We start from the raw sequence: 25477 nt of genomic DNA, 5'->3' as shown, positions 1-25477 counted from the left end.
ATCTTGCCCTATTCCTCGGGCTTAGGCTTCTTAACCGGCTTAGGAAGAGGTTCCTTGGGAACAGCAGGTGCTGCTGCTGCGGACTTGATGGTAGGACGCCCTACAGGAGCACCGTCACCGCTGGGCCTAGGAGTAAACGGACGCTTGTTTCCCCCTCCTTTGTAGCCACCGGGCGGCTTGCTGCCGGGGGGGAATTTCCGCTTCTTAATCGGCACGGCACCAATATTGTTAGCCTGCTCGATGGTCAGACTGTCAGCTTTCAATTTGACGTGGAAATCCCAAAAAAATCCGATCGCCTTTGTTCCTACATCCCCCTTGAGTTTCAGCTTAAAAAACTTCATCTTGTCCTCATTCTTGCGGGGAGCTTGCTTGATTTTGACGATGACATACTTTTCTTCCTCTTGCGATTGTTGATAAATCACCTCGCCTCGAATCGAAAAATAGCCATCTTCAACATCAGGTTCCGAGGGCGACACAGATGCCGTCGATGCTTCGGTGCTAGTCTCAATCTCCCCTGCTTCCAGATTTTCCTCATCCGAAGACACTTCGGAAGATTTCTTGAGCGTTTCCGGCTCCCAAACTCCCATAATCTGGGCGTGCAAGTTGCCGTCTTCTTGCCTGGTGCGGGGATAGACCACCCATAGGTGTTCTTGTTCCAGATCCAGGTGATTTTTGACTAAACTCATGACTCTACCAAGCAAAACTGCGTCGATGGCAGTTCCGTCGGCAGCAATCAGCATACCCCTGGTGAATTGCTCTTCGGATTGGGTGTAGCGGCCCCGCACCAAACCAACAGCTCGGTACTGTCTGGGTTCGCTGGGGGGGGGAATGGGATGTTGGCGCATGACCGAGGGTAGGTCATCCTCGGCCTGACTTTCGTTAGCTGCTGGCTCGCCTGTTGCGGGCACGGAGACTGCGATTGATGGAGTATTGCTGGCAGATTCCGACGGCGCTGCAGGCGCGGAGGGTTCAGGAGCATTGCTCGGCGGGTCTTTTGGCTTTGTTTTGTCCTTGTCGGGGGCAGAACTGTAGCGGGGTCGTTGCAGCGTATCCTTTGACGCTGATGCGTCTGTTGTCGCTGGTGCGTCTGTTGTCGCTGGTGCGTCTGTTGACGCTGGTGCGTCTGTTGTCGCTGGCGATCGATCTAGGTCAACAGGTGCAGCGGGCGATGGCGGAGGAGACACGGGACTTTCGTCTGGTGTCTCGGCCGCGGAGGCTGTAACTGCGGGCTGATTCACGGCGGGCTCGCTTGGCTGAGCCTTGCGAGCAGAAGTAGATTTGGACGATTTGGAAGACGGGTTGGGAGAGGGGTTCATAAAAAACTCCTTGCAGCGGAGACACATCCCTTAAGGGAAATTAGGAATAAACTGAAGAAACTGATTTCACAACTACTAGCACCAAACTTAGGGCTTGCGCCGGAAAGTTTGGTTTTGATTCATCAACGCCAGTTTTAAACTTCGCTACGAGCGATCGATCGCTCCGGGATGGGCGGGCTGCTCTAATCCTTGTTGGCAAAGAGTTTGAGAGTTGCTAACTCCAGGAGCGGGTCGATCGGGCGAAAACTGGCACTGGTGGCTAATAGCATTTAGGATATTCAGATACTTCGAGCCCGGACAATCTAGGATATATCCCGATCGAGCGCGTGCTGAATACCTGAGCATCAAACCAGGCAATATTTCGCAATGCTTTGAGGAAAAGCCTCAAGGCGCCGTTCCAATCTCTTTGGAGCAGCTTGCTTATTTTACTTACTCCAATTACCTAGCGGGTCGATCCGCCATCTTTTCGGTAATTTTTAGCTCGACCAAACTAAATTGGACGAAAGTCGCAGTTTTTGGGGCTGCGGGTCTTTGTGTCCCAAATTGTTTGACGAGCGTGGAGTTGCGGGTCTGTTACCATATTAGCTGCAAGCAAAAGACTGGTTTGTGAATTGGCACTTTGAAGTTAAGAACTTTTATGGTTACACGGATTGGGTTAAATCGCAGACGCCCCTAGGCGATGGGTTAATTCTTAGAAAATAGTAGATTTTAAGTTGGGATAGTTGAATTATGGAAAAAGCAAACAAGCGTCGCGGGTTGATTAGTGTGGTGGTGGTGCTTTCGCTCATCGCTTTTTTGGGATTTTCTCTGGTTCCAATTTTGGACAGTATTCTCAAGGGCAGTCAAACAACCGCTACATCCACTCCAACGCCTACTCAGACTGCGCCTTCTGGTGAGAAGCAAGCGCAGTTGCTGCAAGATCAGGTGAGGGGATACGAATTGGTTTTGCAGCGCGAACCTGACAATGTAACGGCGCTGCGGGGGTTGTTGCAGGTACGGCTGGAGTTAATCGGACAGGGAGTGGGGGATATTAAGGATGCGATCCCGCCTTTGGAAAAGTTGGCTAAACTGAATCCCGAGACTACTGAATATGGGATTTTGCTGGCTCAGGCCAAGGAACGCACGGGCGATCGCGAAGGGGCGGCTCAGGCTTACAGGTCAATTTTGGCGTCTAAACCTGGGGAAATTAAGGCTTTGCAGGGCTTGGTGAATTTGCTGTTGGTGCAGCAAAGGCCCGAAGCTGCGATCGGACTGCTGCAAGATACGCTCAAGGCCGCTCCGGCGCAAAATCAGGCAAAACCCGGAAGTATTGATGTAACTTCGGTGCAGTTGATTTTGGGACAGGTTTATGCTGTGCAGAAGCGCTACGATGAGGCGATCGCGATTTATGACGAATCGGCTAAGGCGAATCCGAAAGATTTTCGCCCGACTTTAGCCAAGGCGATCGTGTTTAAGGAACAGGGCAAAACTGACGAAGCAAAAACGCTGTTCGATCAAGCTAGTGAGTTAGCTCCTCCTAACTACAAAGACCAAATTAATCAGTTAGCTAGCGGCACTCCTTCGCCTTCTCCGGCGGCAGATGCGAGTCCCGAAGCGGCATCTCCAGAACCAGCGGCTTCCCCAAGTCCTGAAGGTGCGCTACCTCAGCCTTAAGGAGAGTTTTGCATGAAAAATTTTTGAGTTTTAAGTGAAATAGTTTTAAGTAAAAAACTTAATACTTAAAACTCAAAAATTATTGTTTTATTCCAATTTTAAATTAGATCGTATCCGGTAAAATAACGGTTATAAGGTTTGTATAAAGGACTGAAGTCTTCAGATTTTTGTAAGGACTTCAGTCCTCTATACAAAGCTATTTAATTGCCGTCGTGACTGCAGACATGATATTATGAATTAAGCAAGACTTCGGAGGGAATTATGACCCAAAGCGTTGACCGCGTTGTTCTACCTCCTGCTTTTCCAGATCACACTCAATTACCAGAGTCGGATGGTAATTTTGTGAAAAATTTTCAGGAACATCCGCAGAGTTTAATTTTAACTGATTCGATCGGACTAATTTTGCAGGAGCGGCATCCTGACGGACAATATGCGATCGGTCAAGACTGCGGCATTTACTGGCGAGAAACCGAGCCACCGGAAAAAGGTGCAGAAGCTCCTGATTGGTTTTATGTTCCGAATGTACCTCCTAATATTGACGGTCAAATTCGTCGTTCCTACGTGCTGTGGCGGGAACACATAGCACCGTTAATTGCGTTGGAATTTGCGAGCGGGAACGGGGATGAAGAGCGCAACCGTACTCCTTTATCGCGTACTGATGAAGGGGTGTTAACGAAACCGGGAAAGTTTTGGGTTTACGAACAGGTGATGCGAATTCCCTATTATGGCATCTATGAAATTAACAGCGGGCAATTAGAAGTTTATCGGTTAATTGACGGGTATTATCAACTGTTAGAACTTAACGAGCGCGGTCATTTTCCTATTGCACCTTTAGGCGTAGAATTGGGACTTTGGCAAGGAAGTTATCAAAATCAAACCATGCTTTGGCTGCGCTGGTGGGACGAGGAAGGTAATTTGTTGTTGATTGGCGATGAAAGAGCCGAATTGGAGAGATTGCGAGGGGAACAACAGCGGGAAAGAGCCGAGAGTGCAGAACAAGCAAGACAGCAAGCAGAACAGGCGCGAGAAGCTGAATTTCAAGCAAGAAGGGCTGCAATTCCCCGGTTGTTGGGAATGGGTTTGAGTGCCCCACAGGTGGCGGAGGCGTTGGGTTTATCGGTGGAGGAAGTCAGGGAGGATGCTTGATAGGGATACCAGTTCCAAACCACTAACTTTCTGACTCCGCAGGCTGAGGCACAGACTTGGCTTTCCCTAAACGATAAGCTGTGAGAGGACTATTCCGAATATCTGCTTCTATCTGGGCAATCAGTTCATCAAGTGCAAAATTAAGACTATCAAACTGCCGACAGACTTCGCGCATTTTAGCAACTGTCTGCTTAACTTTTTCTGGTTCTGGTTGCGGTTGTTGAGTCATAGTAGGTTCCAATCACTTTTAGCTTCTCGGACAGTAGCTTCTCCGGCCTCGGCTGTAGCTTCAGCTTGTTCTATCGTTTGAGTCAGTAGTTCTATGGTAGCAGTAGGAGCGATCGGCTGAAATTCAGAAATTCGCAGCAGCAGGTTATAAAGGCGAGAATAGGAAGAGGTAGCTCGTTCTCTGATGTTTGTCAGTTGTTCTAGTACAGAAGCGGTTGCCTCGGTTTCTCCAAATATTTCAAAAACAGATAGTTCTGTTGCTCCTGCTTGATTGATTAGCTGCACAAGTCGGCGCTGTAATTCTAGGATAATTGTAATAGTTTGATCAGGCAAATCAGCCATCCACTTTCTCCTCACTATCGTCCAAATCAACCATAAAATCGGCTGTCAAATCAAATTTAACATCGCCTTCAGCATACTCTTGACGAACTTCTGCCACTTCCTTGAGTAATTCATTTCGTCGCTCTTGTCGCAGACGATTCTGAAGAATATCTAGAAGCATAGCTTGATCTTCTAGTGATAAAACTTCTACAGCTTCAAGAGCTTGCTGGAATTGAGATGTCTGTGTTGTTTTACTCATATATTATTTTGAACTGTTTAGAACTACGATATTTTTTATGGTTTTAGCAAAATTTATCCTCTGTTAGCACTTTTTTATGTCGATAATTTCCAAGATGAGTTTCAAATTAATTCTAAATCATTCTAGCAACATAGTACCATCAGGCATAATAGTATTGCGAAAGATAGTCATGCGAGTCTGAGCATCAATTAAATTAGCTTGTTCGAGGTTAGCGTCAGTTAAATCGGTGTAGTCTAAGTTTGCGCCTTCTAAATTAGCTTCTTCGAGGTTAGCACGACTTAAATCAGCCCCGCTCAGATTTGCACGGCTCAAATCAGCCTCAGTCAAATCAGCATCACTTAGATCGGTATTTGTTAAATCAATGCCCTTCAAATCGGCTCCAGCCCCGATATAAATTGCACCTGAATGAGGAGAAAATGTATCGTCAAAAGTAGTTTCCGAATCATAGAGAAATCTACTGAAATTTACGTAATCCAACTTAGCTCCACTCAAGTCAGCCCCCATCAGATTTGTACCTTCTAAGGAACCCTCATATAATTCAATGTCTCGCAAATCAGCCTCTCTCAAGTTAGCACCGTTGAACAAGGCGAAAGCAGCATTAGCTCCTCTTAAATTCACTCCTTTTAAGCAGGCATTCTCCAAAACTGATTCATATAGTTTAACACCTCTCATGTCGGCGTTAGTCAAATTCGCCCTCTCCAAGGTGCTTTCACTCAAATCGGCTTCGACTAAGCTAGCATTCTCCAGATTAATTCCTTCTAGCTCGGCATTATCCAGCCTTGCATTATCCAAAACTGCTCTTTCCAAATTCGCACCCTGCAAGCCAGCGGAGTAGAGATTAGCACTATGCAAGTTAATTCCTTCTAAATTGGCATCGTGCAAATTCGCACCCACCAAATCGACTCCTTTAAAGTTTCTTTCTCCAGCAGAGTACCGCTGCAACAATTCATCAGAGTTCATAATTTACAGTAGATTAATCGCTTTAATACTAGCCTATTAGTAAGGTGCGCATTGCTAGCCCTGTCAAGGTGTGTCAAACGCTTGGTTTTTAGTGCCTAAAATGCTGGAAATTTGGTAATTTGTAGGGTGTGCACTGCGCACCAGTTGACTTTGACACCTATCGAAATGCGTACTGGTTGACTTTTTTAATGCTTTTTGACGCACCCTACAAGATGAACCGGTGCGCATTGCGCACCCTACAAACTACGATATTTTAGGTGTTTGAGAGAATTTTATCCAGACTCAGCAGACACGACAGGGCTAGCAATGCGCACCCTACAAATTAGGTACGCGATGCCCACCCGTACAAATTAATACTTACGTTCCTGCGGCTCAAACATCGTAATCGCCACCGGCATATAAGCCAAATCAATCCCCGCAGGTGAATAATAGGCCAGCGTATGCTTCAAAAACTTCTCATCATCCCGCTGAGTAAAATCTTCCCGCGAATGAGCTCCCCGACTTTCCTGCCGGTTCAAAGCAGAAGTTAAAATCATTTTCCCGACAACGATTAAACTCCGCAATTCCAAAGCTTCCACAATTTCCGTATTCCACAACTTGCCTTTATCGTCTAAGTAAACCTCCTCATATTGTCGCTCTAAATCCTCCAATTTTTGCAAACCTTCCTGCATCAATTCGGCGCTGCGAAATACTCCGCAATACTCACTCATCGTATCTTGATACTGCTGCCGGATTTGATTGATTCGATATTTTCCGGGACGGTCTAAAAGTGCTTGAATTTGCTCTTGAGCTTCGTTAATATAACGCTGTTCGTCTACTTCAGGCAACTTGCGATTTTGGACAAATTGTGCTATGGTTGCGCCAGTAACTTTGCCGTAAACTACGCATTCCAACAGCGAATTGCTGCCCAAACGGTTAGCGCCGTGAACTGAGACGCAAGCTGCTTCGCCGGCTGCAAAGAAACCGTCTACCAAACTGTCAGCACTGCTGCGAACTTGCCCGTCGATATTAGTTGGAATTCCGCCCATTGAATAGTGAGCTGTCGGGCGGACGGGCATCGGTTGGTTGACAGAATCAATTCCTAATAAGCGGTGGGCTTCTTCCCAAGCAAAAGGTATTTTGCTCATGATTTTTTCGCGTCCCATGTGCCGCAAATCGAGGTAAATAAAGGGGCCGCCTGCACTACCATCGAGATTAATTCCTCGGCCGGCGCGAATTTCTAGGGAAATCGATCGCGATGTAATGTCCCTGGGCGCTAATTCCATCCGCGACGGGGCATAATTGGCCATAAATCGATCGCCCTCCGAATTGATCAAATAAGCACCTTCGCCCCGCACAGCCTCCGAAATCAACACTCCCACCGGATACAAACCCGTCGGGTGAAACTGCACAAACTCCATATCTTCCAGCGGCAATCCAGCCATCGCCGCCATCGCCAAACCGTCACCAGTCGAGGCGTAATCGTTCGAGGTGGTGTTGTAAACCCGACCGTAACCCCCCGTAGCAAACATCACCGCCTTAGCGCGCACGACGGCAATTTCGCCGTCTATCAGGTTGAACATAACCACGCCCTTGGCTTGGCCTGCTTCCAAAATCAGGCGCGTGACATACCACTCTTGATAGATGTGAACTCCGCAGCGGCGCAGATTGTTGACCAATTCGTGGAGGATGGCGTGACCGGTTTTGTCGGCGGCGTAGCAGGTGCGGCGGTGGGAATGTCCGCCGAAAGCGCGCTGGGCAATTCTGCCGTCTTCTAGGCGGGAAAAGAGGACTCCCATGTGCTCTAAATCGATGACTACACCTGGTGCTTCGCGGGTAAGGATTTCTACTGCGTCTTGGTCGGCTAAATAGTCGGAACCTTTTACTGTGTCAAAGGCGTGGGCTTTCCAACTGTCTTCGGGATCGACATTTTGCAGGCTGGAGGCCATGCCGCCTTGGGCTGCGACGGAGTGCGATCGAATCGGGTGAGTTTTGGCAACAACTGCTACCTTGAGACTGGGGTCAGTCCGCGCAATTTCTACAGCGGCGCGGCAACCTGCTAAACCGCCGCCTACAATGATTACGTCGTGTTCCAGCATTGTTTAAGTAATTTTGAGTGTTCTCCTCAACTTATCGTGACGCAAAAAAAAACTTCCTATCAAAAGATCGGGAAGTTTTTTAACTTTTGATTGGAATGGAAGATCAAAAGTTAAAATTTCAAATTAAACTAGCCGATGGTTTCTATAGGCTGCTGATTGGATTGATTTCCCGTTGCAGAAGGTTGATCTTCGGTGGCGGGGTCTACCGAAAGCACTTGAATGTTATTTAGCAGAGTTGTAACGAAAGCAAACAGCAAGAAGGGCAGAGACAGCACTAAAATCAAGCCGACTGTAGCCAAGGCGTAGATTTGACGGGCGCTGCTCCACAGGGCGAGTGCTGACGCTAGACTCAGGAAGATGACTATCAGCCAAACAATGATTTGACCGTAAATGTCGCCAAAGGTGAGGGTACATTTAAGGCGATAGTTTTGGATGTTACTCATTTGATGCCTCGGGAGATTGCTATTACGACTTGTCCAACAATACTTTGACAGCCTGTCAATACTGACTGTAAATTTATAATTTTAGAGTTCACAAGTAGGTTTTGCGGTAGTTTTAAACATTTTTATAGAAGTTTGCAACAACACTTTATGAATTTTTGTTTCGGATAGGGAATTTTTGCCGCAACAAGACTTAGGTATTTCTCACAAAAGCGCAGCGGAGGGATGGGCCAAACAGGGAATTGGGCGGAGCGAAGCGGAGGGATTGGCCCGCGCAGGGAATTGGGCGGAGCGAAGCGGAGGGATTGGCCCGCGCAGGGCATTGGGCGGAGCGAAGCGGAGGGATTGGGTATACCTCACAACGCGATCGAACCGCTATCTGTAGATCCGCGCTGCGCCTGAAATGCGGGTAGATTTGCAAAGGTCTTGTCTAGGGGAAGTATACTTTTTGGCTGAGTCCCGACTTGGTAAAGTAATGTTAAGCTGCGTGGGGATGCAATCAACCTTTATAGCCTCGCACCTGTGTTTTAGCCCATGTCTTCCGATCGCACATTGCTGATTTCGCGCTGTTTCCTGGCTGGTTTGGGAACGCAGATGTTTTTGCACCACCAGCACCGGATTCCCCGAGATAGTCCGGTGCTGGTGGTGAGCAATCACCGCAGTTTCTTAGATCCGGTACTGCTGACGGCGGCTTTGGGTCGATCGATCCGGTTTGCTTGTCATCACTACATGGGTCAAGTTCCGGTGATTCGGGAAGTTGTCACGACTTTCGGCGCTTTCCCCTTGGAAGCACCGGAGCAACGACAGCAACATTTTTTCTCTCAAGCGACGTCGCTGCTGCAAAGTGGGGAGATGGTGGGGGTATTTCCAGAGGGTGCAGAACCGATGGTGAAGTGTACTCAACCGAATACTGTGGGGAAGTTTCAGCGGGGATTTGCTCATTTGGCTTTGCGGGCTCCGCTGCGCGATTTGGCGGTGTTGCCGGTGGCGATTGGTTCGATGGAGGAAAAGTCGGTGCGCTCTGGTGTACCGCTCAAGTTGTTGAGTTTGTTCGATCCTTCCGAACCGCTGTTCGATCGCGCCGGGTGGCATCCTGTGATAGTTTATCAGCGAGTTAATGTTTTAATCGGCCGCCCTTACTGGATTACTGTCGATCGACAGCAGCAATATCGAGGCAAAAAAGCCAAAGCTGTTGTGGCTGAACTCACAGAACACTGTCAGGGGGAAATTGCACAATTGCTCCAACGAGGGTGTTTTTAACGAAGGAAGAAGGAAGAAGGAAGAGGGAAGAAGGAAGAAGGAAGAGGGAAGAAGGAAGAGGGAAGAAGGAAGAAGGAAGAAGGAAGAGGGAAGAAGGAAGTTCGGCAACGAGCAATGTACGGGATGTAACGGATGTAAGTCCGATGTCCGTCGGAAGAAGGAAGAAGGAAGAGGGAAGAAGGAAGAGGGAAGAGGGAATAAATTTGTGATTTTTGATCGCATTTTCCTTGTGTCGCCGTCCTCGGCTGATTCTTAGTCGCTTCTTGGTTTAAGATTCCCGATTCGTCTGATGTCTTAATTGATTGTTCTTGCTCTCTGATTATCCCCCTATTTTTGACAGCAATCCCCGACTGATAGAGTTCATATAATTTAATTTCTGATTTTAATCATGCCAAATGCTAGTAACCAGGTTCGTTTTCTAACCCCCAAACCGCCGAAAGCCGATCGCCCTTTATTTATATTTCTACCCGGTATGGATGGTAGCGGTTTGCTGCTGCGGCCGCAAATTTCTAAATTGGCAAATCATTTCGACATTCGCTGCTTAACTTTACCTGCTGACGATATGGCTAGTTGGGAGGTACTTGTCAGCGAAACAATTGCCTTAATCGAAGCAGAAAAACAAACCGGAAAGCAGCAGCGCCCGGTTTATCTGTGCGGGGAGTCATTTGGGGGCTGTTTAGCGATGAAAATTGTTTTAGAAGCTCCTCAATTGTGCGATCGACTAATTTTAGTGAATCCTGCTTCTTCATTCCGACAACAGCCTTGGGTGCAGTGGGGTTCGCATCTAACTCAGTGGTTGCCGGCGAATCTTTATCCGCTGTCGGTAATCGGTTTGTTGCCGATGTTAGCATCATTAGGAAAGATTGGGCGCGACGATCGGCGGGCTTTGCTAGAAGCGATGCAAGCGGTACCGCAACACACGTCTGTGTGGAGATTGGCGTTAGTGCGATCGTTTGATGTGGATCAAAATCAGTTGCGCGGCATCAAACAGCAGACGTTAGTAATTGCTAGCGGTGCCGATCGGCTGCTACCTTCTTTAGCAGAAGGGAAGCTTTTAGTCAAGGTAATTCCTAACGCGGAGATGGTGCTGCTGGGTAACAGCGGTCATGCTTGTTTGTTAGAAACAGATGTTAACCTTTACGGGATTATGCAAGAGCGCAATTTTTTGACTGAATCCATTAGTCAGCAGTCATTAGTCATTAGTCAGTAGTCAATAGTCAGTAGTCATTAGTTTGGAGTCATTAGTCAGTAGTCATTAGTCAGTAGTCATTAGTCATTAGTTTGGAGTCATTAGTCATTAGTCATTAGTTTGGAGTCATTAGTCAATAGTCCTCAGTCATTAGTTGCTTGTCTCCAGGCACTTTTTAGTGACGGTCTCGTTAATTTGGATACGAACTTTATCGATCGCTCAATCTGTAATTTTGCTTCTAGTGACCAATAAATGACAAGTCATAGCTAATGACTAATGACTGTTGACTGTTAGTTGTTATTTGTTAGTTGTTATTGGGAATTGAGAATGGGAAATTGGGAATTCGTAGCAAGTAACCAATAACCAATAACTAATAACTAATTCCAACAACTACTGACTAATGACTACTGACTAATGACTAATGACTCCAAACTAATGACTACTGACTACTGACTACTGACTACTGACTACTGACTAATTAAGATTCAGCCATTTTTGAGCGTTCAGCCGCTGGACTATGCCAAACACCATGAGGTCGAGAGTAATCTTGCGCTCGTCTATCAAAAAAGGCTCTAAAGTGCTGGTATGGGTATTATTTTCAGCACAGGAAAACGCTCTTTGACTTTGAATATTTTCTTGAGGAAAATACAGGTTAAATTGGCGCTGACCTTCTTGGAATTTACCAATTACCTGCCAGCAATCTCCAGCGGTACTCATACCGGCAATGGGGAGTTTTTGCTTGGTAAAACGTACCTCTAAGTCCTTAACGCCCTGCTTAGTCAAAGCAGTTTGCAAGGCGGGCAAATAATCTTGTTGAATAAATTCTGCAAAGGGCTTGTCTTCAACAGCAGGTGCTTTTTCTTTTTTAGCTTTAGCTGGGGGCTTGTCGCCGTCAGCGGCTTTAGCTGGGGGCTTGTCGCCGTCAGCGGCTTTAGCTGGGGACTTGTCGCCGTCAGCGGCTTTAGCTGGGGGCTTTTTAGCTTTAGCTGCGGGCTTGTCAGTGCTGGGTAAGTCGGTTGTCTCGGGTGCGTCGGAACTTGGGGCGTTCTCGATCGCAGCACTGGGAGTTTCTGATTCGCCAGCGGTAGGGTTTTGCGGTTCTTCTGGCATTAAGGCTTCCTTGTAAAATTGATTGGTAGGAGTTTTGAGTTGAGATCCGGGCGATCGACTCGATCGATCGCACAGATATTTTATCGAAAACCAAGCTTAAAGAATTGTCAGTCAAAAAACTTTGAGATCGAAACACTCGCTGCCGGGTTTTCCTCTTGACAAATTGCAACTCCTGTGATGACTCTAAATTTCAGCGACAGCTCGTTCAATCAAACGGCGGGCGAGAGTTTGAACGCCGGTGTGTTCATAGTAATTGGTAGTCATGTCGAGGAATGCGCCCACATAGTCCACCTTATCGGCAGAAATTTCGACAAAATTCTGCAAGTGGCCGAGTACGTTTTGAGGTGTCAAACCTCGATCGCTGACAAAAGAGCCCATCCAACCGGAAACCGAGTTAAAGCTTTCGCCGATAAAGCCGAGCTGGCCTGCGGGAGAGCCGCCTGGAATCATGCCGCCGATCGACTTAAACACTACATTATCTTGCAAATCTTGCGGAGAGAGGCGTTGAATCCAAGACTGAGTGGCCATAATAAAGTCTGGGCCCAGAGGAATCAAACCGTCGAAACAAACCAAAGCAGCCATCCGCATCAGGGATTCGCCGCCGTAGTCGCCCAGAGCTCCGGCAAAATCGCCGATGCTGTCGCCTGGAATCCCGTTGATTTGGCAAAAAGCCAGCAACTCAGTGACTAACTTCAAAGAAAGGTCGATCGTCTGAGCTTTTTCTGGCTTCGGGGTGAGATTGCCGAGGAAGCCCAAAAACGGGACATTTTCGGATACTTTGTTGGCCATAGCAGCAGCGCCTAGGGCACCTGAAGCACTGTCGATCGTTTGGTAAAGCCAAAGAGCGCGCTGGTAGCCCTCAGACTTATCGTTGTAGAGGTAGATGGCGCGATCGCCAATTTGCTGAATCAAATCTTCATCAGTTTCGCCAGTAACAGTGCGAATGGTATTTTCAAAGCCCACTAAATTGTTCCACTCGCCGGGAACCACAAAGTCAAGCGCTCGCAGGGCTTTGACAGTCATGTTGTCTTTTGGCAGTTGATCGACTAATTCAAAGACTGTTTTGCTCACAAAAAACTCCTTATAGCTGAACAAGAATCAAAGATATTACTTTTGGCAGATGGCAAGAACTTCACAGTTTTGTCTGGGCAGACTTAATTCTGATTGCGCCTGACTAAAGTCGGGCGCGGAGTTGGATCGGAGAGATTGCTATTTAACGCTAGCGAGGCCGCCGAGGTTAAATTTTGACAGCCAAGCTTCGCGATCGCTAGCAGTAAAAGATGGATCGCGGGATTGAACTTTCACCTGATAGCGATTTGCCACCAAAACAGCAGTGATATTAGCACCCTGATTGACGGCAGGATAGCCGCCAATTTTCTTGGTACTTTGCTGGAATTTTGTACCTGCCGAGGGGTTGCCGGCGATATCGTTAATCGAGAGCATGGCGACATTTTTACCGCCTTTGTTGAGCTTAGCTTCAGCAAAACCGGATTTTTCTTGAGCGAAGACGCGATCGAATCCGCCGCCTGAAGAGGGGAAGTATTTATTTAACTTGCCGCCTGCAACTGCCTTCTTGGGGAGGTTTTGAGTTTGAGCTGCGGATTTGTCAGCAGTTTGCTTGGCATTGCCAGCGGGTTTTTGGGTACTTTCCTGCTGGGCTTGATCCCAGCGAGAGGAGGAGGCCTCATTCTGACCGCAGGAAGTCACCAGCAGCAGTACCGAGATCAGGAATGGAGCTAAGATTTTGCGCGCGGAGAGAAATTGCATCGCTGTCTCCTGATGAGTAGGTTTCCATAACAATTGTGGCTCAGAATTTGGAAATTTGTCTTTGGCGATCGGGTGATTTGTGCCTGCGGGAAAAAAATATTTGTAAAAAAATCCTCTGCCCGCATGACAGAGGATTTTTTGCAATGGCGAATTCAGATGGAAGAAGACAGAAAGATTGCTCCACACAGTCGAGTCTGGGGGTTGGGGTAAAGAAAGCAAATTTCCTAATTACCAGCAATCTCAAAACAATTTTTTCGGATTTTCCCTAGACTTATGAGAGAGGTTTCAGAGCAGTTGTCTGTCAGTCTTCCAACTGAGGTGTTGCTTTGTGGGTAAAGCTCAGGCGTCGCTTTCGATGTAGATAAACAACAAACCCATTACCACAACTGGCATCAGCCAGGTAATTACCGGAATCAAAATCCAAGGCAAGAAAGAGGCAGCGTAGGTACCTGTCATGTCAAATTCTCCAAACTAAAGTTAGCGTGTTTCAACAGGGATATCGAGCAGCGGAGTCTAATTGTTGACTAAACCCCGGAAAATGGCATCAACGCCATTAAAGTTTTCCAGCAAGAAGTAGGCAGCAAAGACGCCGCTCATGCCACCAATGAAGAAACCAGCGGTCAACTGACTCCATCCTTCAGCATTTCTGAGGGAATCGGGAGTCATGGGATTAGCACTGGGGTAGCTGGTGTTGTCTTGCTTGAAAGAGACCAAACCGTAAGCAGACATACCTAGTGTGCCTAGTAGAACTATGACGAGGGCTGTAATTAGTCCGCCAAGATTAGCTGCTTCAGGATAATCCCGCAGGGGCCCGAAGACGATTTCTGGGCCGACGAGGAAATAGCCGTGTGCCAAACCGATTTCTAGACCTCGAACTAGGGGCGAGAGTCCTTTGCGGTAGGCTGGCAAGTTCCCGATGAATGCTTTGGTGAAATCAGAAGCACTGATGGGAGTTGCTAGATGACCCGTGAAGGGGTCGCCGTTAAAGGGTTTAATAAGCTCTGCATCTCTGGGATCGGCCATATTCTCTTTTTCCTCGCTGTGCGTAAATTTTGAGGCGTTCAAGTCATATTTTACGCAGGGACGGGCTTCCTATTTGCATAAATGCTACCGAGCTTTAGAAAAGTTCACTATTCTTTAGTTTTCAGAAGAATTTTTCTTTTGTCCTCTATACCAGAAAGCGAGTCGATCGGGCGACACTCCCAGGAAATAAGCGATAATTACTATTTGATTAATTGCAGTGGTTTTAATGACCCCAAGCTGCTGCCAGCGGCGGTCGGAGGTCAGCACGGGCTGGGGTAATATGGCAATGCGGCCTTGTTTTTTCAACCGGCGCACGAATTCAAAGTCTTCCATCAGGGGTAAGTCGGGAAAACCGCCGATTTTGTCAAAGGTAGCTGAATACAGAAAAATGGCTTGATCGCCGTAGGGCATTTGGAGAAAGTTCGATCGCCAGTTTACCCCTGTTTCTACCAGCCGCAGACAGAGCCTGCGCCCATCAATTTTGAGTGGAAACGCCCCCCCTAGTGTGGACGGTTTAGCTAATGCCGTGCGCGCTTCAGAGTCGTAGCCTGGGGGTAAAAGAGTGTCGGCGTGGAGGAAAAGCAGGATATCTCCAGTAGCGGAGGCGGCACCTGCATTCATTTGAGTAGCGCGGCCTGGGGAGGTAGAGATAACTCGCACGCCCAAAGATTGGGCTATATCTGCGGTGCCATCGCTGCTGCCGCCGTCGGCGACAATGATTTCAACATTTTTAGCATTTCGGGCGGTGGAGATGACTGGGGCGATCGTAGGTGCTTCGTTTAAGGCTGGAATAATAATAGAAATTTTGAGATTATGATTTTCTGATGGCATACAGAATTAAGCAACCCGTGACATAGAGGGCGGGTTGTACAAAGCTTATCTGTTATTCAACAGCTTGGGACAGTTTTAGGCTTTACAGATGGGGTCGAAAAACCGGGTTTCTATGAGTTTTGGGTTGAGTAGCCATAAATATAGCCTTTCTGTGCTCTCATATGAGGTACTATCCGGGATAGGGCATAGGGCATAGGCCAAACAGGGCGGAGCGAAGCGGAGGGATTGGCCCGCGCAGGGCATTGGGCTATCCTCACTTTTTTGATAACCGCTATAGTCAGAAACCGGGTTTCTAGGAGTTGGGCGACGCTTTAGGATCAATTCAGTCAGAAACCGGGTTTCTACGATTTGGGGGACGATTATCGCAGAGTATCGCCCTCAAATCATGATTCTATTTTGAACTAAAATTTGTTATATTTTGGCTTTTTGTCGCGCTTGCGACTATTGTCGCAAGCGCTGTCTAACCACTGCATTTGGTCAGACAAATACAATTACTATATTATGACTTTCTGGTTTCACAATCAAGTGTTTTTTATTAATTAAACATGAGAATTACTAATGAATTAGATCTGCTCAATCGAGTTTAATTATTTCAACATATTCATATCTAAATCTAGCAAATCCTCCGGTCGATCGATATCTGCAAGAGTGGGAAGATAAGCAATTTTCAGATCGAGGTTTTGGGCGATCGCCCGCGTAGCAGCAAATACCTCATTAGTTCCCCAGCTAATCCCGCCAAACAATTCTGGTACCGATCGCCCCAGCCCGATCAGATAATAACCTCCGTCTTTTGCCGGCCCCAAAACTAAATCGTGCTGGCTCAGTTTGTCAAAAGCTTTTGCCATGATTTCTGGTTTCAGTGCGGGACAATCAGTGCCGATAATTACAGCTTTGTCAACCCCCGAATTAAAGGAGTTTTGAAACGCTGCAGTCATTCTGGCGCCTAAATCGCCGTCTGTTTGATTTTGATAAATAACATCGGTTCCCAACCAGTCTTGCATCTGTTGTGGGCTGCCGCCTGTGTAATGAATTTCTACTGATAGGCGGCGGGAGTTTTGGAGAGTGAGCGCGCGGGCGATCGCCTTTTGGGTCATCAAGCGGTGAATATTGGCAGCACCTGTTTTTCCCAGCACCGGAATCAGTCTAGTTTTCGTTTTTCCGGGTTCGGGATAGCGGGTGAAAATTATTAGTTTTTCTGGAATCATACCATTTTTGATTTTAGCTGATAGTTCTTGTATAAATCTTCGATAGAGCCGAGCAACTGCAGATTTTAAGCAAATAAACACAAATAAACGCAGATAATTTATAGATTGTCTGCGATTGAGTGCAATGCAAGTCTAATATTGGTGGGTTGGGCGCGGTTTAATATTTGTTTGTTGGTAACTTAAGTTAATTGTCGCACCCAATTTACCCTACAATAGGTTAACCGAAAATTGGTAATTAACGGTTAGCTCATTTCTAGCATTCGCTGGATTGGTTTCAAGGCGGCTAGTTGCAGTTCTTGGGACATGGTAATTTCGGGAGTTTGATTTTTGAGGGATAGGTACAATTTTTCCAAGGTATTTAATCTCATGTGCGGGCATTCGTTGCAAGCACAAGTATTATTGTTGCCAGGAGCGGGGATAAATTGTTTGTGTGGTGTTTGCTTTTGCATTTGGTGAATTATTCCCGGTTCAGTCGCGACAATAAATGCTTGGCTGGAACTCGATTGAGTATATTTGAGCAAAGCGGCGGTGGAACCGATATAATTCGCGTGGCGAAGTACGGGAGGTTCGCATTCTGGGTGGGCGATGATTTCGGCTTCGGGATTTTCGATTTTGAGTTGAACTATCTTTTTTTCTGAGAAGTTTTCGTGGACGATGCAGGCTCCTTGCCAAAGTTCCATGTGTCTACCGCTTTGTTCGATGACGTAGCGGCCGAGATTGCGATCGGGCCCAAAGATTATTGGCTGATTTTCAGGAATTTGGTTGACAATTTTGACGGCGTTGGAGCTGGTGCAAATTATGTCGCTCATTGCCTTTATTTGGGCGGTACAGTTAATGTAGGAAATAACTAAGTGTTTTGGTCGATCGGCTTTGAAAGCTGCAAAGGCTTCGGGCGGGCAACTGTCGGCGAGGGAACAACCTGCATTTAAGTCTGGCAATAATACTAATTTGTCTGGATTGAGGATTTTGGCGGTTTCTGCCATGAAATGAACTCCGGCAAAAACTATGACATCGGCGCTGGTGTTGGCGGCTTTGCGGGCAAGTTCTAGGGAGTCGCCTATGAAGTCTGCGATGTCTTGGATGTCGGAGTCTTGGTAGTAGTGGGCGAGAATGACGGCGTTTAACTCTTGTTTGAGGGCGTTGATTGCTGCAAACAAGTCGTCGGGCAGTCTGGTTTGAGTAAAATTCGGAGCTGGTGCGGTGGTAAACACAGTTAGAATATTCCGGGGAAGGTGGCGGCTGGACTCAAGTGTATTTGAATTATAGTTGAATTCACCAAAAACGGTTGCAAGCGGCTGGTTGGGCCAATCTAAAATCTAAAATCTAAAATCTAAAATCTAAAATTGCCTGGGGGAGAGTGCAAAAATTGGTCGCTGTTTCCTATGCTGATAAGAAGGGGCTAGGGCTCGATCGCACATAACAAATCAAATGAATAAAGCTAAATCTATCAAAATTGCGGTGGTGGGGGACGTTCACGATCACTGGGAAGCAGAAGACGGCGAGGCGCTGAAGCATTTGGGCGTTGACTTGGTGCTGTTTGTGGGGGATTTTGGGAACGAGTCGGTGGATGTGGTGCGGGCGATCGCCCAATTGGATATTCCGAAAGCTGCGGTGTTTGGAAACCACGACGCTTGGTACACAGCGACGGAGTGGGGCAGAAGCCAGTGCCCCTACGATCGCACTCAAGAAAATTGGGTAAAACAGCAGTTAGATTTAATGGGAGAAGCCCACGTCGGTTACAGCAAGCGAGATTTTCCCAAATTGGGCGTAACTGTGGTGGGAAGCCGCCCGTTTACTTGGGGGGGTTCGGAGTGGAAGTACAACGATTTTTACTCGGAATGGTTTGGGGTAGAAAGTTTTGAGGAGTCTGCCAAACGCATTGCAGGAGCTGCGGCGGATGCGGATTGCGAAAATGTGATTTTTTTGGGTCACACGGGCCCGACGGGTCTGGGAGAGGCTCCTGAAGACCCCTGCGGTCGAGATTGGAAGCCGCTGGGAGGGGATTGGGGAGACCCGGATTTTGCTGAGGCGATCGATCGAACTCGCGGTTCGGGGAAGCACGTACCTCTGGTAACTTTTGGTCATATGCACCACAAACTGCGACACACCAAGCACGAGTTGCGGAAGTCATGTTTCGTGAGTGGGGAGGGTACAGTTTATTTGAATGCCGCCAGCGTACCGCGAATTGTGGAGAGAGAGCGATCGAAACTGCGGAATTTCTCGATCGTGCTGCTGGAAAATGGCACAGTGTCGGAAGCGTCTCTAGTTTGGCTGGGGGAAGATTTCGCAGTGGTTTTAGAACAAATTCTTTACCGGCACACAGAATCGGCAACGGCTTGTAGTTAGTGGCAACTACTGGTATGATGTAGTTTATCTACCGGGAGAGGTGGCAGAGTGGTCGAATGCGCCTGACTTGAAATCAGGTGAACCGTAAGGTTCCGTGGGTTCAAATCCCACCCTCTCCGTTTTTTCAAGACTTTTAGTCAATTAATATTAAGCTTTAGCAACACTCTAGGCTCCAGCAAAACCCCGGACAAAGGGAGCTGGATAGAAAGTCGATAAGTATAGCCTTTCTGTGCTCTCATATGAGGTACTTTCGGGCATAGGGCATAGGGCATAGGGCATAGGGCATAGGGCATTGGGCATAGGGCATAGGGCATAGGGCATTGGGCATTGGGCATTGGGCATTGGGCATACCTCACTTTTGTGAGAACCGCTATAACAGTTAACAGTCAACAGTCAACAGTCAACAGTCAACAGTCAACAGTCAACAGTCAACAGTCAACAGTGAATTTACTATTCCGATGAAGAGAGGATTCGATATCATATGAGGTATTGACCGATCGATCGCTCCCTCAATCCTCCAATCTAAAACTTGTTTGCTCGTGAAGTCGAAAAATCTAAAACTTGTACGATCGCGAAGTCGAAGAATCTAAAATCTAAACTTTTTGATAAAGGCTATTTTTTTAAAGAGGGCATTTTAGTTGGTTGGCTTTGCTAAACTAAACTTGACCGCAGACTAATTTGCTTACTTATATTTTGAGCAAAGCACAATTTAGAGTAATTTAAAAAATTGGCAACAAAAATAGATTCATCAATATATAGCATCAAAAAAGTGACGTATGCCCTATGCCCTATCCCGGATAGTACCTGACTTTTTTGATAAAGGCTATATGACAGCCCGATCGCAATTATAGCACTTACGCACTGGGACTAAAAAAACCGAGTTTTTAGAATGATCTACGTCTACAAACGAAGTATTATCGTGAAAAACCCGGTTTCAGGACACTCGCGCGTCCAAGAGTGAATCGTGCTTTAACGATTACATTTTGCTGATAATTCTTTGCACGATTTCCACACCTGTTACCGCCTGCCAGCCAAACAGCCCCAATAGCGCCACATTTAGAACGATGTGACTGTATCTGGCCAAATCATTGCCTTTTTGCATCAAAGGAGTCAGCGAGGCTGAAATGGCAATTATTGCGGTCATTCCCAAGCCTGCTAGCAAGTGGGCTCCCACAAATAGTTTGCCATTGTTGATGTAGGTGACAGCCATTCCGCCGATCGCCCCTGTTACCATCAAGGCTAGCAGCAAAGAACCAATTTGGTGATGCTTGATGTTGAATTTGCCCTTAATTAATTCTTTTTTGGCCTCGCCTTCAGCACTTCTGGTACGGCGGATTTGAAGACCGAGATACAAAGCATAAAATGACAGAGCCAGCAATACCCACATTAAAACTGGGTGGAAGAATTGGCTCCAAACTTTCACTGACTCAGGAATTTCGAGGTTCATAGTGTTCTCAGAATTAGCAAAAAAACTTCATAAAAATTAGTATACCAGTAAGTCCCTCTCATGTGATGGTAAAAACATACAGAACGAGATACTATTATGCCTGCCATTAAACAAGACGCTGTATTGATTCAAGCGGCCAAGACTGGCAATATTAGTCACGTCCAAGCTTTACTCGCTAAAGGCGTTGACGCTAATGCCAAAGACTCTGAGGGGACAACGGCTTTGATGTTTGCCGCCCAAAAGGGCTATACGGAAATCGTGCGTATCCTACTAAACAATGACGCTAATGTCAACCTCGCGAGCAGGCGTTTTGGGCTGACGGCTTTGATGCTGGCCGCCGCTCACAAACAGGCTGATGTTATGCGGCTGTTGTTGGCTGTGGGGGCTGATGTTGATGCAAAAAATGATGATGGAAGTACGGCTTTGATGGCCGCTTCTCTCAAAGGAGATGTTAATGTTGTGCGGCTTTTGCTTGATGCTAAGGCTGATGTGAATGTCCGAGATATAGATGGAGATTCTGCTCTGAAAATAGCGGCTTTGTCCGGGGACGAAGCTGTTGTGAAAGTTTTGGCTGATGCGGGTGCTGTTGCTGACAATTTCATGCTATTTTTAGCTGTTAGTCAAGGTAGCGCTGAAATTGTCAGAATTTTGCTCGATCGCGGTGCGGATGTTAATCTTAAAAATCTAAAGAGCAAAACCGCTTTGATGCAGGCTGCATCTGCAGAAAATTTGGCGGTTGTCGAGGTGCTGTTGGCTGCTGGCGCTAATGCGGAAATTCGCGACAAAGACGGCGAAACTGCTTTGACTTTGGCTGCGGATTTAGGCAATATTGATGCGGTGCGGGCTTTGCTGGGTGCGGGCGCTGATGCGAATGTGAAGAATGGAGATGGGGGCACGGCTTTGATGGCTGCTGCGGCTGGGGGAAATTTGCCGATCGCACGTATGTTACTCGATGCTGGCGCGGATATCAACGCTAAGGACAGAGATGATGAAACTGCGTTGAATTTTGCGGTGGTTGAAGGCTGCGAAGATGTGGTGGAATTGCTATTAAACCGAGGTGCTAGTGTCGGAGCCAGAAATCGGTTGGGCGATACGCCTTTACTGGTGGCTGCAGTTCACGGTCACAGTGCGATCGTAGCGGCTTTGCTGCAAAAAGTCAACTCAAATCAGGCAGATTTTCTGAATGCTAAAAACTTTGGGGAGACAGCTTTGACGCTGGCTGTTTTTGGCGGACATACTGAGACGGTGAAGGTTTTGCTCGACGGCGGTGCAAATCCGAATGTCCCGGCAGATTTGGGGAAAACGGCTTTAATGAAGGCGTGCGATCGCGGTTATTTGGCGATCGTCCAATTATTAGTTGAAAAAGGTGCGGATGTCAACCTGCTGGATGATTCCGGTGCAACTGCCTTAATGTGGGCCGCCCATCGCGGTTATACTCATGCAGTCAAGATTTTAATCGCTGCTGGTGCAGAACTAAATCACAAGAATCCCGGCAATTATACAGCTTTAATGCTGGCTGAGTTTAAAGGTTATTCGACTGTTGTGAAATTGCTCAAAAATGCCGGAGCACAGGAATAAATATCGCATCATGGGAGATGCAGATGCAGACGGCGGTTGAAACCAGGTTTACAAAAACTTTCGTCCGCCTCCGCCGACTGAAAAAAATGCCGTATCAAGAAAAAAACGTAATGTTAACCATCCATTCTTCAACCCCTCTCAGATCGGGTTTTGTTTGTGTAAACCTGGTTTTATATCAAATTTTATCTTCATCGGAATAGTAATATCGTTTCCGGTTGCATCGGAATGATTTAACCACAGAGAACACAGAGAACACAGAGAGATTAGAGAGAAATGAATAATTCTGATGCTAACAGAATTGATATAAATTCACTGTTAACTGTTAACAGTTAACATCATGTATGAGTGCAACCGGAATTGATATTAACCGCCGTTTTATCTTTACTTTACGAACCCAGATTAACCCGCAAATCTTGTCTCAATCTGCTTTACGCACCCAGCCGTTAATAGTACAGCGACTATCAGCAAAAGCTTTCGAGGGACAGCTAACTGTCAAAACTTCGTGCATATAGCGGCTGAGAAAAAATACGATACTGTTATTCCGAGGTTCTACCGTTCTGAAAGTGTCGGCCGCCACATAAAAATTGTTCTCAACTTTGCTATCATAAATCAGCAATTCGCCACCGGAAAAAGCCTTGGGTTCTCGATAGAAATAGTAAACGTAAGTAAAAAATCTGCTAGCGGTATCGGGCGAGCCGCTGTCGTTGTGAAGTTTATAAAAGTTGTTGTCGTTGTGTGTGGTTAGCTGAGATTCTATATCACCAAGCGGAAATGATGGGATATTTAATTTCCGCAGCACGTCGGGGAGAATTCCTTTAATCCGATTTACCATCAGTGTTGAAAATTCGGGGAATGAGTGAAGTACCATAGAACGGCGGTAATCTTCGGCATTTGTTGAGGTGCTGGTACTCACAAATTCTGATTCTTTTGCTAAAACATATTTGATTAGTTTGTTCTTTTCGGCTGGTGTCAAAAAGTTGTCTATTTGGGCGTAGCGAGATATTAAGTCGTCATTTATAGGCGCGGCGGCGGGAATTTCGGCGGGGATTTCGGCGGGGATTTCGGCGGGAGTTGCTGGCTGCTGCGGTTGCAGTTGCTGCAAGTAAATTGGGGGTTCAGTGACTAATCCGACTAGGTGTTCGCCGGGAAAGGAAAGGCTAGAACGCCCATCGTCTATGGGGATTTGAAATAAGGTGGAAAAACCTACTGTTGCTTGGGTGCGATCGACTAATGTTTTGACTAGGCTGTGCAATAATGGTGTGTCGGATTTGAGCGTAATGGTACACTGATGTCCGCCGGTGAGCAGGATTTTAACTTTTACGTCTTGGGGTTGAATTTGCTGTTGAGTGTAAGTCATAATTTTTTAAGGATGCAACTGGGAAGTCGTTAGGGACATAACAGCTTTGATTGGTGTCACAGTCTTTTTTATCCCCTCTAACCTCCCTTAATAAAGGGGGATAAGAGTGTCACAGTCTCCCGTCTTAAGACGGGATAAGAGTATTCTCTTTCGTCCCCCTTCTTAAGGGGGATGCAAGGGGGATCTAGACTCTGCTATCAACGAGGGATACAAAAAAATTAGGCGCTTATTGACATCCCCGAACACTATTGTATCCCTACCCTATGATACACAATTGAAAATTGCTAGGTATTATTCCTAATGCAAAAAGTGGCGGATATCGGTGAAAACCATTGTGATTCCGAGTTGGTTGGCTGCTTCGATCGAATCTTTATCGCGCATACTACCTCCCGGTTGGACGATCGCAATTATCCCCGCGCCCGCCGCCGTTTTTACGGAGTCGTCGAAGGGGAAGAAGCCGTCGCTAGCCAAAATCGCTCCTTGACTCTTCTCTCCTGCTTGTTCCAATGCTAGTTTAACCGATCCGACGCGGTTCATTTGTCCCGCACCGACACCGATTGTAGTGCGATCGCGCGTTACAACGATCGCATTAGATTTAACGTGTTTCGCTACTTTCCAAGCAAACAGCAACTCTTCCAACTCTCGCGCCGTCGGCTGTTTCTCAGTAACTGCGCGCCAATTGCTAGTTTCTTCTACTGCATTGTCTGACTCTTGAACTAGCAAACCACCTGCAATAATTTTAACAGTTTGTGGCGGCCCTTGAGTCAAATCCGGCAAAATCAAGACTCGAACTTTCGCCTTTTTCTTGATAATTTCTTCCGCTTCTGGTTCGCACCCCGGCGCAACAATACATTCTAAAAATGTTTTAGTTAACGCCGTTGCGGTAGCAGCATCAATCGGGCGGTTAAGGGCGACAATTCCACCGAAAGCTGAGACTGAATCGGTGTCGAAAGCTTTTTGATACGCTTCGGAAATAGTTGTTCCCAAGGCTGTACCGCAAGGATTTGTATGCTTGAGAATAGCGGCGGCGGGAGTGTCCGGGAATTCTACAATTAGCCGCCTTGCTGCTTCTAAATCTACTAAATTATTGTAGCTTAATTCTTTGCCTTGCAGGATGGTGCTAGTCGTCCAGCCTGTGGGTGCAGTTCCGCTTTGATACCAGGTGGCCGCTTGGTGGGGATTTTCGCCGTAGCGGAGTGTTTGCAGTTCTGTTCCCGATACGTTGAAATCTTCTGGTAGCTTCGATTCTGGCTCGGATTGGCTGCTGAGATAATTGGCGATCGCGCGATCGTAGTTTGCTGTATGTTTGAAGGTTTCCAGCGCGCACTTTTGCCGGAATTTTAAAGAAGCTTCCCCGCCATTTTCACGCAGTTCTGCTAAATAAGTATTGTACTGTTCTGGATTGCACAAAACTGTCAAATGAGCGTGGTTTTTAGCTGAAGCTCTCAGCATCGCGGGCCCGCCGATATCGATCTGTTCAATTGCGTCTGCTAGAGTTACTCCCGGTTTAGCAATTGTTTGTTCAAACGGATACAAATTAACTACAACTAGATCGATCGCCCGAATTTGATTTTCGGCTAAATCTGCGATATCTTGCGCTACATCGCGGCGCGCTAAAATACCTCCGTGGATTCGCGGGTGAAGTGTTTTGACTCGCCCTCCCAAAATTTCGGGGGAACCAGTATATTCTGCAACTTTTGTGACTGGGATTCCTGCTTCTTTGAGGGCGCTTGCTGTCCCGCCGCTGCTAATTATGTCAAATTCAAATTCTTCTACTAGACTGCGCGCTAAGTCGATTAGCCCGGTTTTGTTGGATACGCTCAGAAGTGCTAGACGTGCCATTGGTTTGAAATTGCGATCGCAAAAATAGACAGGTTATATTCTATATCAAATCTGGTGGTAGGGGAATAATTTGGTAGTTTGTGACTATGATTACATTATCTCAACATGACTTGGCTTGTTA

Annotated in this window: 27 protein-coding genes and 1 tRNA gene; 9 read left to right on the top strand and 19 right to left on the bottom strand. The window is 46.9% G+C overall.

The genetic code is table 11. The features are described 5' to 3' along the window. Positions 1-8 precede the first annotated feature (8 nt). Positions 9-1316, bottom strand: coding sequence for a hypothetical protein (locus QUB13_RS11680; protein ID WP_333380792.1), 1308 nt, complete (start codon positions 1314-1316; stop codon positions 9-11). 144 nt (positions 1317-1460) lie between these two features. Then, positions 1461-1661, bottom strand: a complete 201-nt coding sequence (locus QUB13_RS11675) for a hypothetical protein (RefSeq protein WP_333196864.1) — start codon at positions 1659-1661, stop codon at positions 1461-1463. 384 nt (positions 1662-2045) lie between these two features. Here QUB13_RS11675 and QUB13_RS11670 point away from each other — a divergent pair, with 384 nt between their 5' ends. Both QUB13_RS11670 and QUB13_RS11665 read left to right on the top strand, forming a co-directional pair. Continuing rightward, entirely contained in the window at positions 2046-2969 is a 924-nt protein-coding gene (locus QUB13_RS11670) for a tetratricopeptide repeat protein (protein WP_333380790.1), read from the top strand. A gap of 261 nt (positions 2970-3230) precedes the next feature. Continuing rightward, positions 3231-4115 (top strand): Uma2 family endonuclease, encoded by an 885-nt coding sequence (locus tag QUB13_RS11665; RefSeq protein ID WP_333380788.1) that lies wholly within the window; start codon positions 3231-3233, stop codon positions 4113-4115. Positions 4116-4137: 22 nt separating this feature from the next. Here the strand turns inward: QUB13_RS11665 and QUB13_RS11660 are convergent, their stop codons facing one another. The 6 genes from QUB13_RS11660 to QUB13_RS11635 all read right to left on the bottom strand — a co-directional run bounded on the left by QUB13_RS11660 (position 4138) and on the right by QUB13_RS11635 (position 8404). Beyond that, positions 4138-4344 carry a hypothetical protein gene (locus tag QUB13_RS11660; RefSeq protein ID WP_265236545.1) on the bottom strand — a complete coding sequence of 69 codons (207 nt, stop codon included), beginning with the start codon at positions 4342-4344 and terminating at the stop codon, positions 4138-4140. Continuing rightward, a complete protein-coding gene (locus QUB13_RS11655) occupies positions 4341-4685 on the bottom strand; it encodes a hypothetical protein (protein WP_333380785.1) in 345 nt (114 codons plus the stop codon). Before QUB13_RS11655 ends, QUB13_RS11660 begins: the two co-directional genes overlap by 4 nt. Next, positions 4678-4923, bottom strand: a complete 246-nt coding sequence (locus tag QUB13_RS11650) for a hypothetical protein (protein WP_333380784.1) — start codon at positions 4921-4923, stop codon at positions 4678-4680. The genes QUB13_RS11655 and QUB13_RS11650 overlap by 8 nt, the downstream gene beginning before the upstream one ends. A 117-nt stretch (positions 4924-5040) precedes the next feature. Continuing rightward, on the bottom strand, positions 5041-5883 hold the full coding sequence (locus tag QUB13_RS11645) for a pentapeptide repeat-containing protein (RefSeq protein WP_333380781.1): 843 nt from the start codon (positions 5881-5883) through the stop codon (positions 5041-5043). A gap of 350 nt (positions 5884-6233) precedes the next feature. After that, on the bottom strand, positions 6234-7961 hold the full coding sequence (locus QUB13_RS11640) for a succinate dehydrogenase/fumarate reductase flavoprotein subunit (protein ID WP_333380779.1): 1728 nt from the start codon (positions 7959-7961) through the stop codon (positions 6234-6236). A 128-nt stretch (positions 7962-8089) separates the two neighbouring features. Next, on the bottom strand, positions 8090-8404 hold the full coding sequence (locus QUB13_RS11635) for a hypothetical protein (RefSeq protein WP_194010683.1): 315 nt from the start codon (positions 8402-8404) through the stop codon (positions 8090-8092). 175 nt (positions 8405-8579) lie between these two features. On the opposite strand from QUB13_RS11635, the gene QUB13_RS11630 reads away from it, so the two are divergent. The 4 genes from QUB13_RS11630 (at position 8580) to QUB13_RS11615 (ending at position 10871) form a co-directional block, all read left to right on the top strand. Beyond that, positions 8580-8786 carry a hypothetical protein gene (locus QUB13_RS11630; protein ID WP_333380777.1) on the top strand — a complete coding sequence of 69 codons (207 nt, stop codon included), beginning with the start codon at positions 8580-8582 and terminating at the stop codon, positions 8784-8786. Positions 8787-8935: 149 nt separating this feature from the next. Continuing rightward, positions 8936-9661 (top strand): lysophospholipid acyltransferase family protein, encoded by a 726-nt coding sequence (locus tag QUB13_RS11625; protein WP_333380776.1) that lies wholly within the window; start codon positions 8936-8938, stop codon positions 9659-9661. Beyond that, the gene (locus tag QUB13_RS11620; RefSeq protein ID WP_333380773.1) at positions 9652-9870 is read left to right on the top strand and encodes a hypothetical protein; all 219 of its coding nucleotides are present in this window, start codon (positions 9652-9654) and stop codon (positions 9868-9870) included. Before QUB13_RS11625 ends, QUB13_RS11620 begins: the two co-directional genes overlap by 10 nt. Positions 9871-10049: 179 nt before the next feature. Then, positions 10050-10871 (top strand): alpha/beta fold hydrolase, encoded by an 822-nt coding sequence (locus tag QUB13_RS11615; protein ID WP_333380771.1) that lies wholly within the window; start codon positions 10050-10052, stop codon positions 10869-10871. 453 nt (positions 10872-11324) lie between these two features. On the opposite strand, the gene QUB13_RS11610 is transcribed toward QUB13_RS11615, so the two are convergent. The 8 genes from QUB13_RS11610 to nadA form a co-directional block, all read right to left on the bottom strand. Then, positions 11325-11960, bottom strand: a complete 636-nt coding sequence (locus QUB13_RS11610) for a DUF2996 domain-containing protein (RefSeq protein WP_333380769.1) — start codon at positions 11958-11960, stop codon at positions 11325-11327. A 183-nt stretch (positions 11961-12143) separates the two neighbouring features. Beyond that, complete coding sequence (locus tag QUB13_RS11605) at positions 12144-13031, bottom strand: hypothetical protein (RefSeq protein WP_333089032.1); 888 nt, start codon at positions 13029-13031, stop codon at positions 12144-12146. Between the two features lie 138 nt (positions 13032-13169). Continuing rightward, positions 13170-13727, bottom strand: a complete 558-nt coding sequence (locus QUB13_RS11600) for a hypothetical protein (RefSeq protein ID WP_442922156.1) — start codon at positions 13725-13727, stop codon at positions 13170-13172. Between the two features lie 339 nt (positions 13728-14066). Then, positions 14067-14183, bottom strand: coding sequence for a photosystem I reaction center subunit VIII (locus QUB13_RS11595; RefSeq protein WP_194012095.1), 117 nt, complete (start codon positions 14181-14183; stop codon positions 14067-14069). A gap of 57 nt (positions 14184-14240) precedes the next feature. Continuing rightward, a complete protein-coding gene (locus tag QUB13_RS11590) occupies positions 14241-14750 on the bottom strand; it encodes a photosystem I reaction center protein subunit XI (protein WP_194012096.1) in 510 nt (169 codons plus the stop codon). Positions 14751-14864: 114 nt separating this feature from the next. Next, positions 14865-15581, bottom strand: coding sequence for a TIGR04283 family arsenosugar biosynthesis glycosyltransferase (locus QUB13_RS11585; RefSeq protein WP_333114714.1), 717 nt, complete (start codon positions 15579-15581; stop codon positions 14865-14867). A gap of 587 nt (positions 15582-16168) precedes the next feature. After that, positions 16169-16786, bottom strand: coding sequence for a TIGR04282 family arsenosugar biosynthesis glycosyltransferase (locus QUB13_RS11580; protein ID WP_333380764.1), 618 nt, complete (start codon positions 16784-16786; stop codon positions 16169-16171). Between the two features lie 242 nt (positions 16787-17028). Continuing rightward, entirely contained in the window at positions 17029-17997 is a 969-nt protein-coding gene (nadA, locus tag QUB13_RS11575; RefSeq protein ID WP_333114712.1) for a quinolinate synthase NadA, read from the bottom strand. A 217-nt stretch (positions 17998-18214) separates the two neighbouring features. Here nadA and QUB13_RS11570 point away from each other — a divergent pair, with 217 nt between their 5' ends. Together QUB13_RS11570 and QUB13_RS11565 are read left to right on the top strand one after the other, a co-directional pair. Then, on the top strand, positions 18215-19132 hold the full coding sequence (locus QUB13_RS11570) for a TIGR04168 family protein (protein ID WP_333380762.1): 918 nt from the start codon (positions 18215-18217) through the stop codon (positions 19130-19132). A gap of 34 nt (positions 19133-19166) precedes the next feature. Next, positions 19167-19251, top strand: a tRNA-Ser gene (locus QUB13_RS11565). 857 nt (positions 19252-20108) lie between these two features. On the opposite strand, the gene QUB13_RS11560 is transcribed toward QUB13_RS11565, so the two are convergent. Beyond that, on the bottom strand, positions 20109-20579 hold the full coding sequence (locus QUB13_RS11560; protein ID WP_194068113.1) for a DUF4079 domain-containing protein: 471 nt from the start codon (positions 20577-20579) through the stop codon (positions 20109-20111). A 96-nt stretch (positions 20580-20675) separates the two neighbouring features. Between QUB13_RS11560 and QUB13_RS11555 the strand changes: the two genes are divergently transcribed. Next, complete coding sequence (locus QUB13_RS11555) at positions 20676-22157, top strand: ankyrin repeat domain-containing protein (protein ID WP_333380760.1); 1482 nt, start codon at positions 20676-20678, stop codon at positions 22155-22157. Between the two features lie 418 nt (positions 22158-22575). Here the strand turns inward: QUB13_RS11555 and QUB13_RS11550 are convergent, their stop codons facing one another. Then, positions 22576-23514, bottom strand: a complete 939-nt coding sequence (locus QUB13_RS11550) for a 2OG-Fe(II) oxygenase (protein ID WP_333380758.1) — start codon at positions 23512-23514, stop codon at positions 22576-22578. Positions 23515-23811: 297 nt separating this feature from the next. Further along, the gene (purH, locus tag QUB13_RS11545; RefSeq protein ID WP_333380756.1) at positions 23812-25356 is read right to left on the bottom strand and encodes a bifunctional phosphoribosylaminoimidazolecarboxamide formyltransferase/IMP cyclohydrolase; all 1545 of its coding nucleotides are present in this window, start codon (positions 25354-25356) and stop codon (positions 23812-23814) included. Positions 25357-25477: the final 121 nt, after the last annotated feature.

The sequence above is a fragment of the Microcoleus sp. B4-D4 genome, assembly GCF_036705185.1.
Classification (GTDB): Bacteria; Cyanobacteriota; Cyanobacteriia; order Cyanobacteriales; family Microcoleaceae; genus Microcoleus.
The sequence above is the reverse complement of the archived record's forward strand: the minus strand, read 5'-3'. Positions and strand labels throughout refer to the sequence as shown.

Excerpts from the sequence above, each read along its gene's own strand:
- QUB13_RS11680 (WP_333380792.1), bottom strand. The coding sequence starts at position 1,316 with ATGAACCCCTCTCCCAACCCGTCTTCCAAATCGTCCAAATCTACTTCT.
- QUB13_RS11675 (WP_333196864.1), bottom strand. The coding sequence starts at position 1,661 with ATGCTCAGGTATTCAGCACGCGCTCGATCGGGATATATCCTAGATTGT.
- QUB13_RS11670 (WP_333380790.1), top strand. The coding sequence starts at position 2,046 with ATGGAAAAAGCAAACAAGCGTCGCGGGTTGATTAGTGTGGTGGTGGTG.
- QUB13_RS11665 (WP_333380788.1), top strand. The coding sequence starts at position 3,231 with ATGACCCAAAGCGTTGACCGCGTTGTTCTACCTCCTGCTTTTCCAGAT.
- QUB13_RS11660 (WP_265236545.1), bottom strand. The coding sequence starts at position 4,344 with ATGACTCAACAACCGCAACCAGAACCAGAAAAAGTTAAGCAGACAGTT.
- QUB13_RS11655 (WP_333380785.1), bottom strand. The coding sequence starts at position 4,685 with ATGGCTGATTTGCCTGATCAAACTATTACAATTATCCTAGAATTACAG.
- QUB13_RS11650 (WP_333380784.1), bottom strand. The coding sequence starts at position 4,923 with ATGAGTAAAACAACACAGACATCTCAATTCCAGCAAGCTCTTGAAGCT.
- QUB13_RS11645 (WP_333380781.1), bottom strand. The coding sequence starts at position 5,883 with ATGAACTCTGATGAATTGTTGCAGCGGTACTCTGCTGGAGAAAGAAAC.
- QUB13_RS11640 (WP_333380779.1), bottom strand. The coding sequence starts at position 7,961 with ATGCTGGAACACGACGTAATCATTGTAGGCGGCGGTTTAGCAGGTTGC.
- QUB13_RS11635 (WP_194010683.1), bottom strand. The coding sequence starts at position 8,404 with ATGAGTAACATCCAAAACTATCGCCTTAAATGTACCCTCACCTTTGGC.
- QUB13_RS11625 (WP_333380776.1), top strand. The coding sequence starts at position 8,936 with ATGTCTTCCGATCGCACATTGCTGATTTCGCGCTGTTTCCTGGCTGGT.
- QUB13_RS11615 (WP_333380771.1), top strand. The coding sequence starts at position 10,050 with ATGCCAAATGCTAGTAACCAGGTTCGTTTTCTAACCCCCAAACCGCCG.
- QUB13_RS11610 (WP_333380769.1), bottom strand. The coding sequence starts at position 11,960 with ATGCCAGAAGAACCGCAAAACCCTACCGCTGGCGAATCAGAAACTCCC.
- QUB13_RS11600 (WP_442922156.1), bottom strand. The coding sequence starts at position 13,727 with ATGCAATTTCTCTCCGCGCGCAAAATCTTAGCTCCATTCCTGATCTCG.
- QUB13_RS11595 (WP_194012095.1), bottom strand. The coding sequence starts at position 14,183 with ATGACAGGTACCTACGCTGCCTCTTTCTTGCCTTGGATTTTGATTCCG.
- QUB13_RS11590 (WP_194012096.1), bottom strand. The coding sequence starts at position 14,750 with ATGGCCGATCCCAGAGATGCAGAGCTTATTAAACCCTTTAACGGCGAC.
- QUB13_RS11585 (WP_333114714.1), bottom strand. The coding sequence starts at position 15,581 with ATGCCATCAGAAAATCATAATCTCAAAATTTCTATTATTATTCCAGCC.
- QUB13_RS11580 (WP_333380764.1), bottom strand. The coding sequence starts at position 16,786 with ATGATTCCAGAAAAACTAATAATTTTCACCCGCTATCCCGAACCCGGA.
- QUB13_RS11570 (WP_333380762.1), top strand. The coding sequence starts at position 18,215 with ATGAATAAAGCTAAATCTATCAAAATTGCGGTGGTGGGGGACGTTCAC.
- QUB13_RS11560 (WP_194068113.1), bottom strand. The coding sequence starts at position 20,579 with ATGAACCTCGAAATTCCTGAGTCAGTGAAAGTTTGGAGCCAATTCTTC.
- QUB13_RS11555 (WP_333380760.1), top strand. The coding sequence starts at position 20,676 with ATGCCTGCCATTAAACAAGACGCTGTATTGATTCAAGCGGCCAAGACT.
- QUB13_RS11550 (WP_333380758.1), bottom strand. The coding sequence starts at position 23,514 with ATGACTTACACTCAACAGCAAATTCAACCCCAAGACGTAAAAGTTAAA.
- purH (WP_333380756.1), bottom strand. The coding sequence starts at position 25,356 with ATGGCACGTCTAGCACTTCTGAGCGTATCCAACAAAACCGGGCTAATC.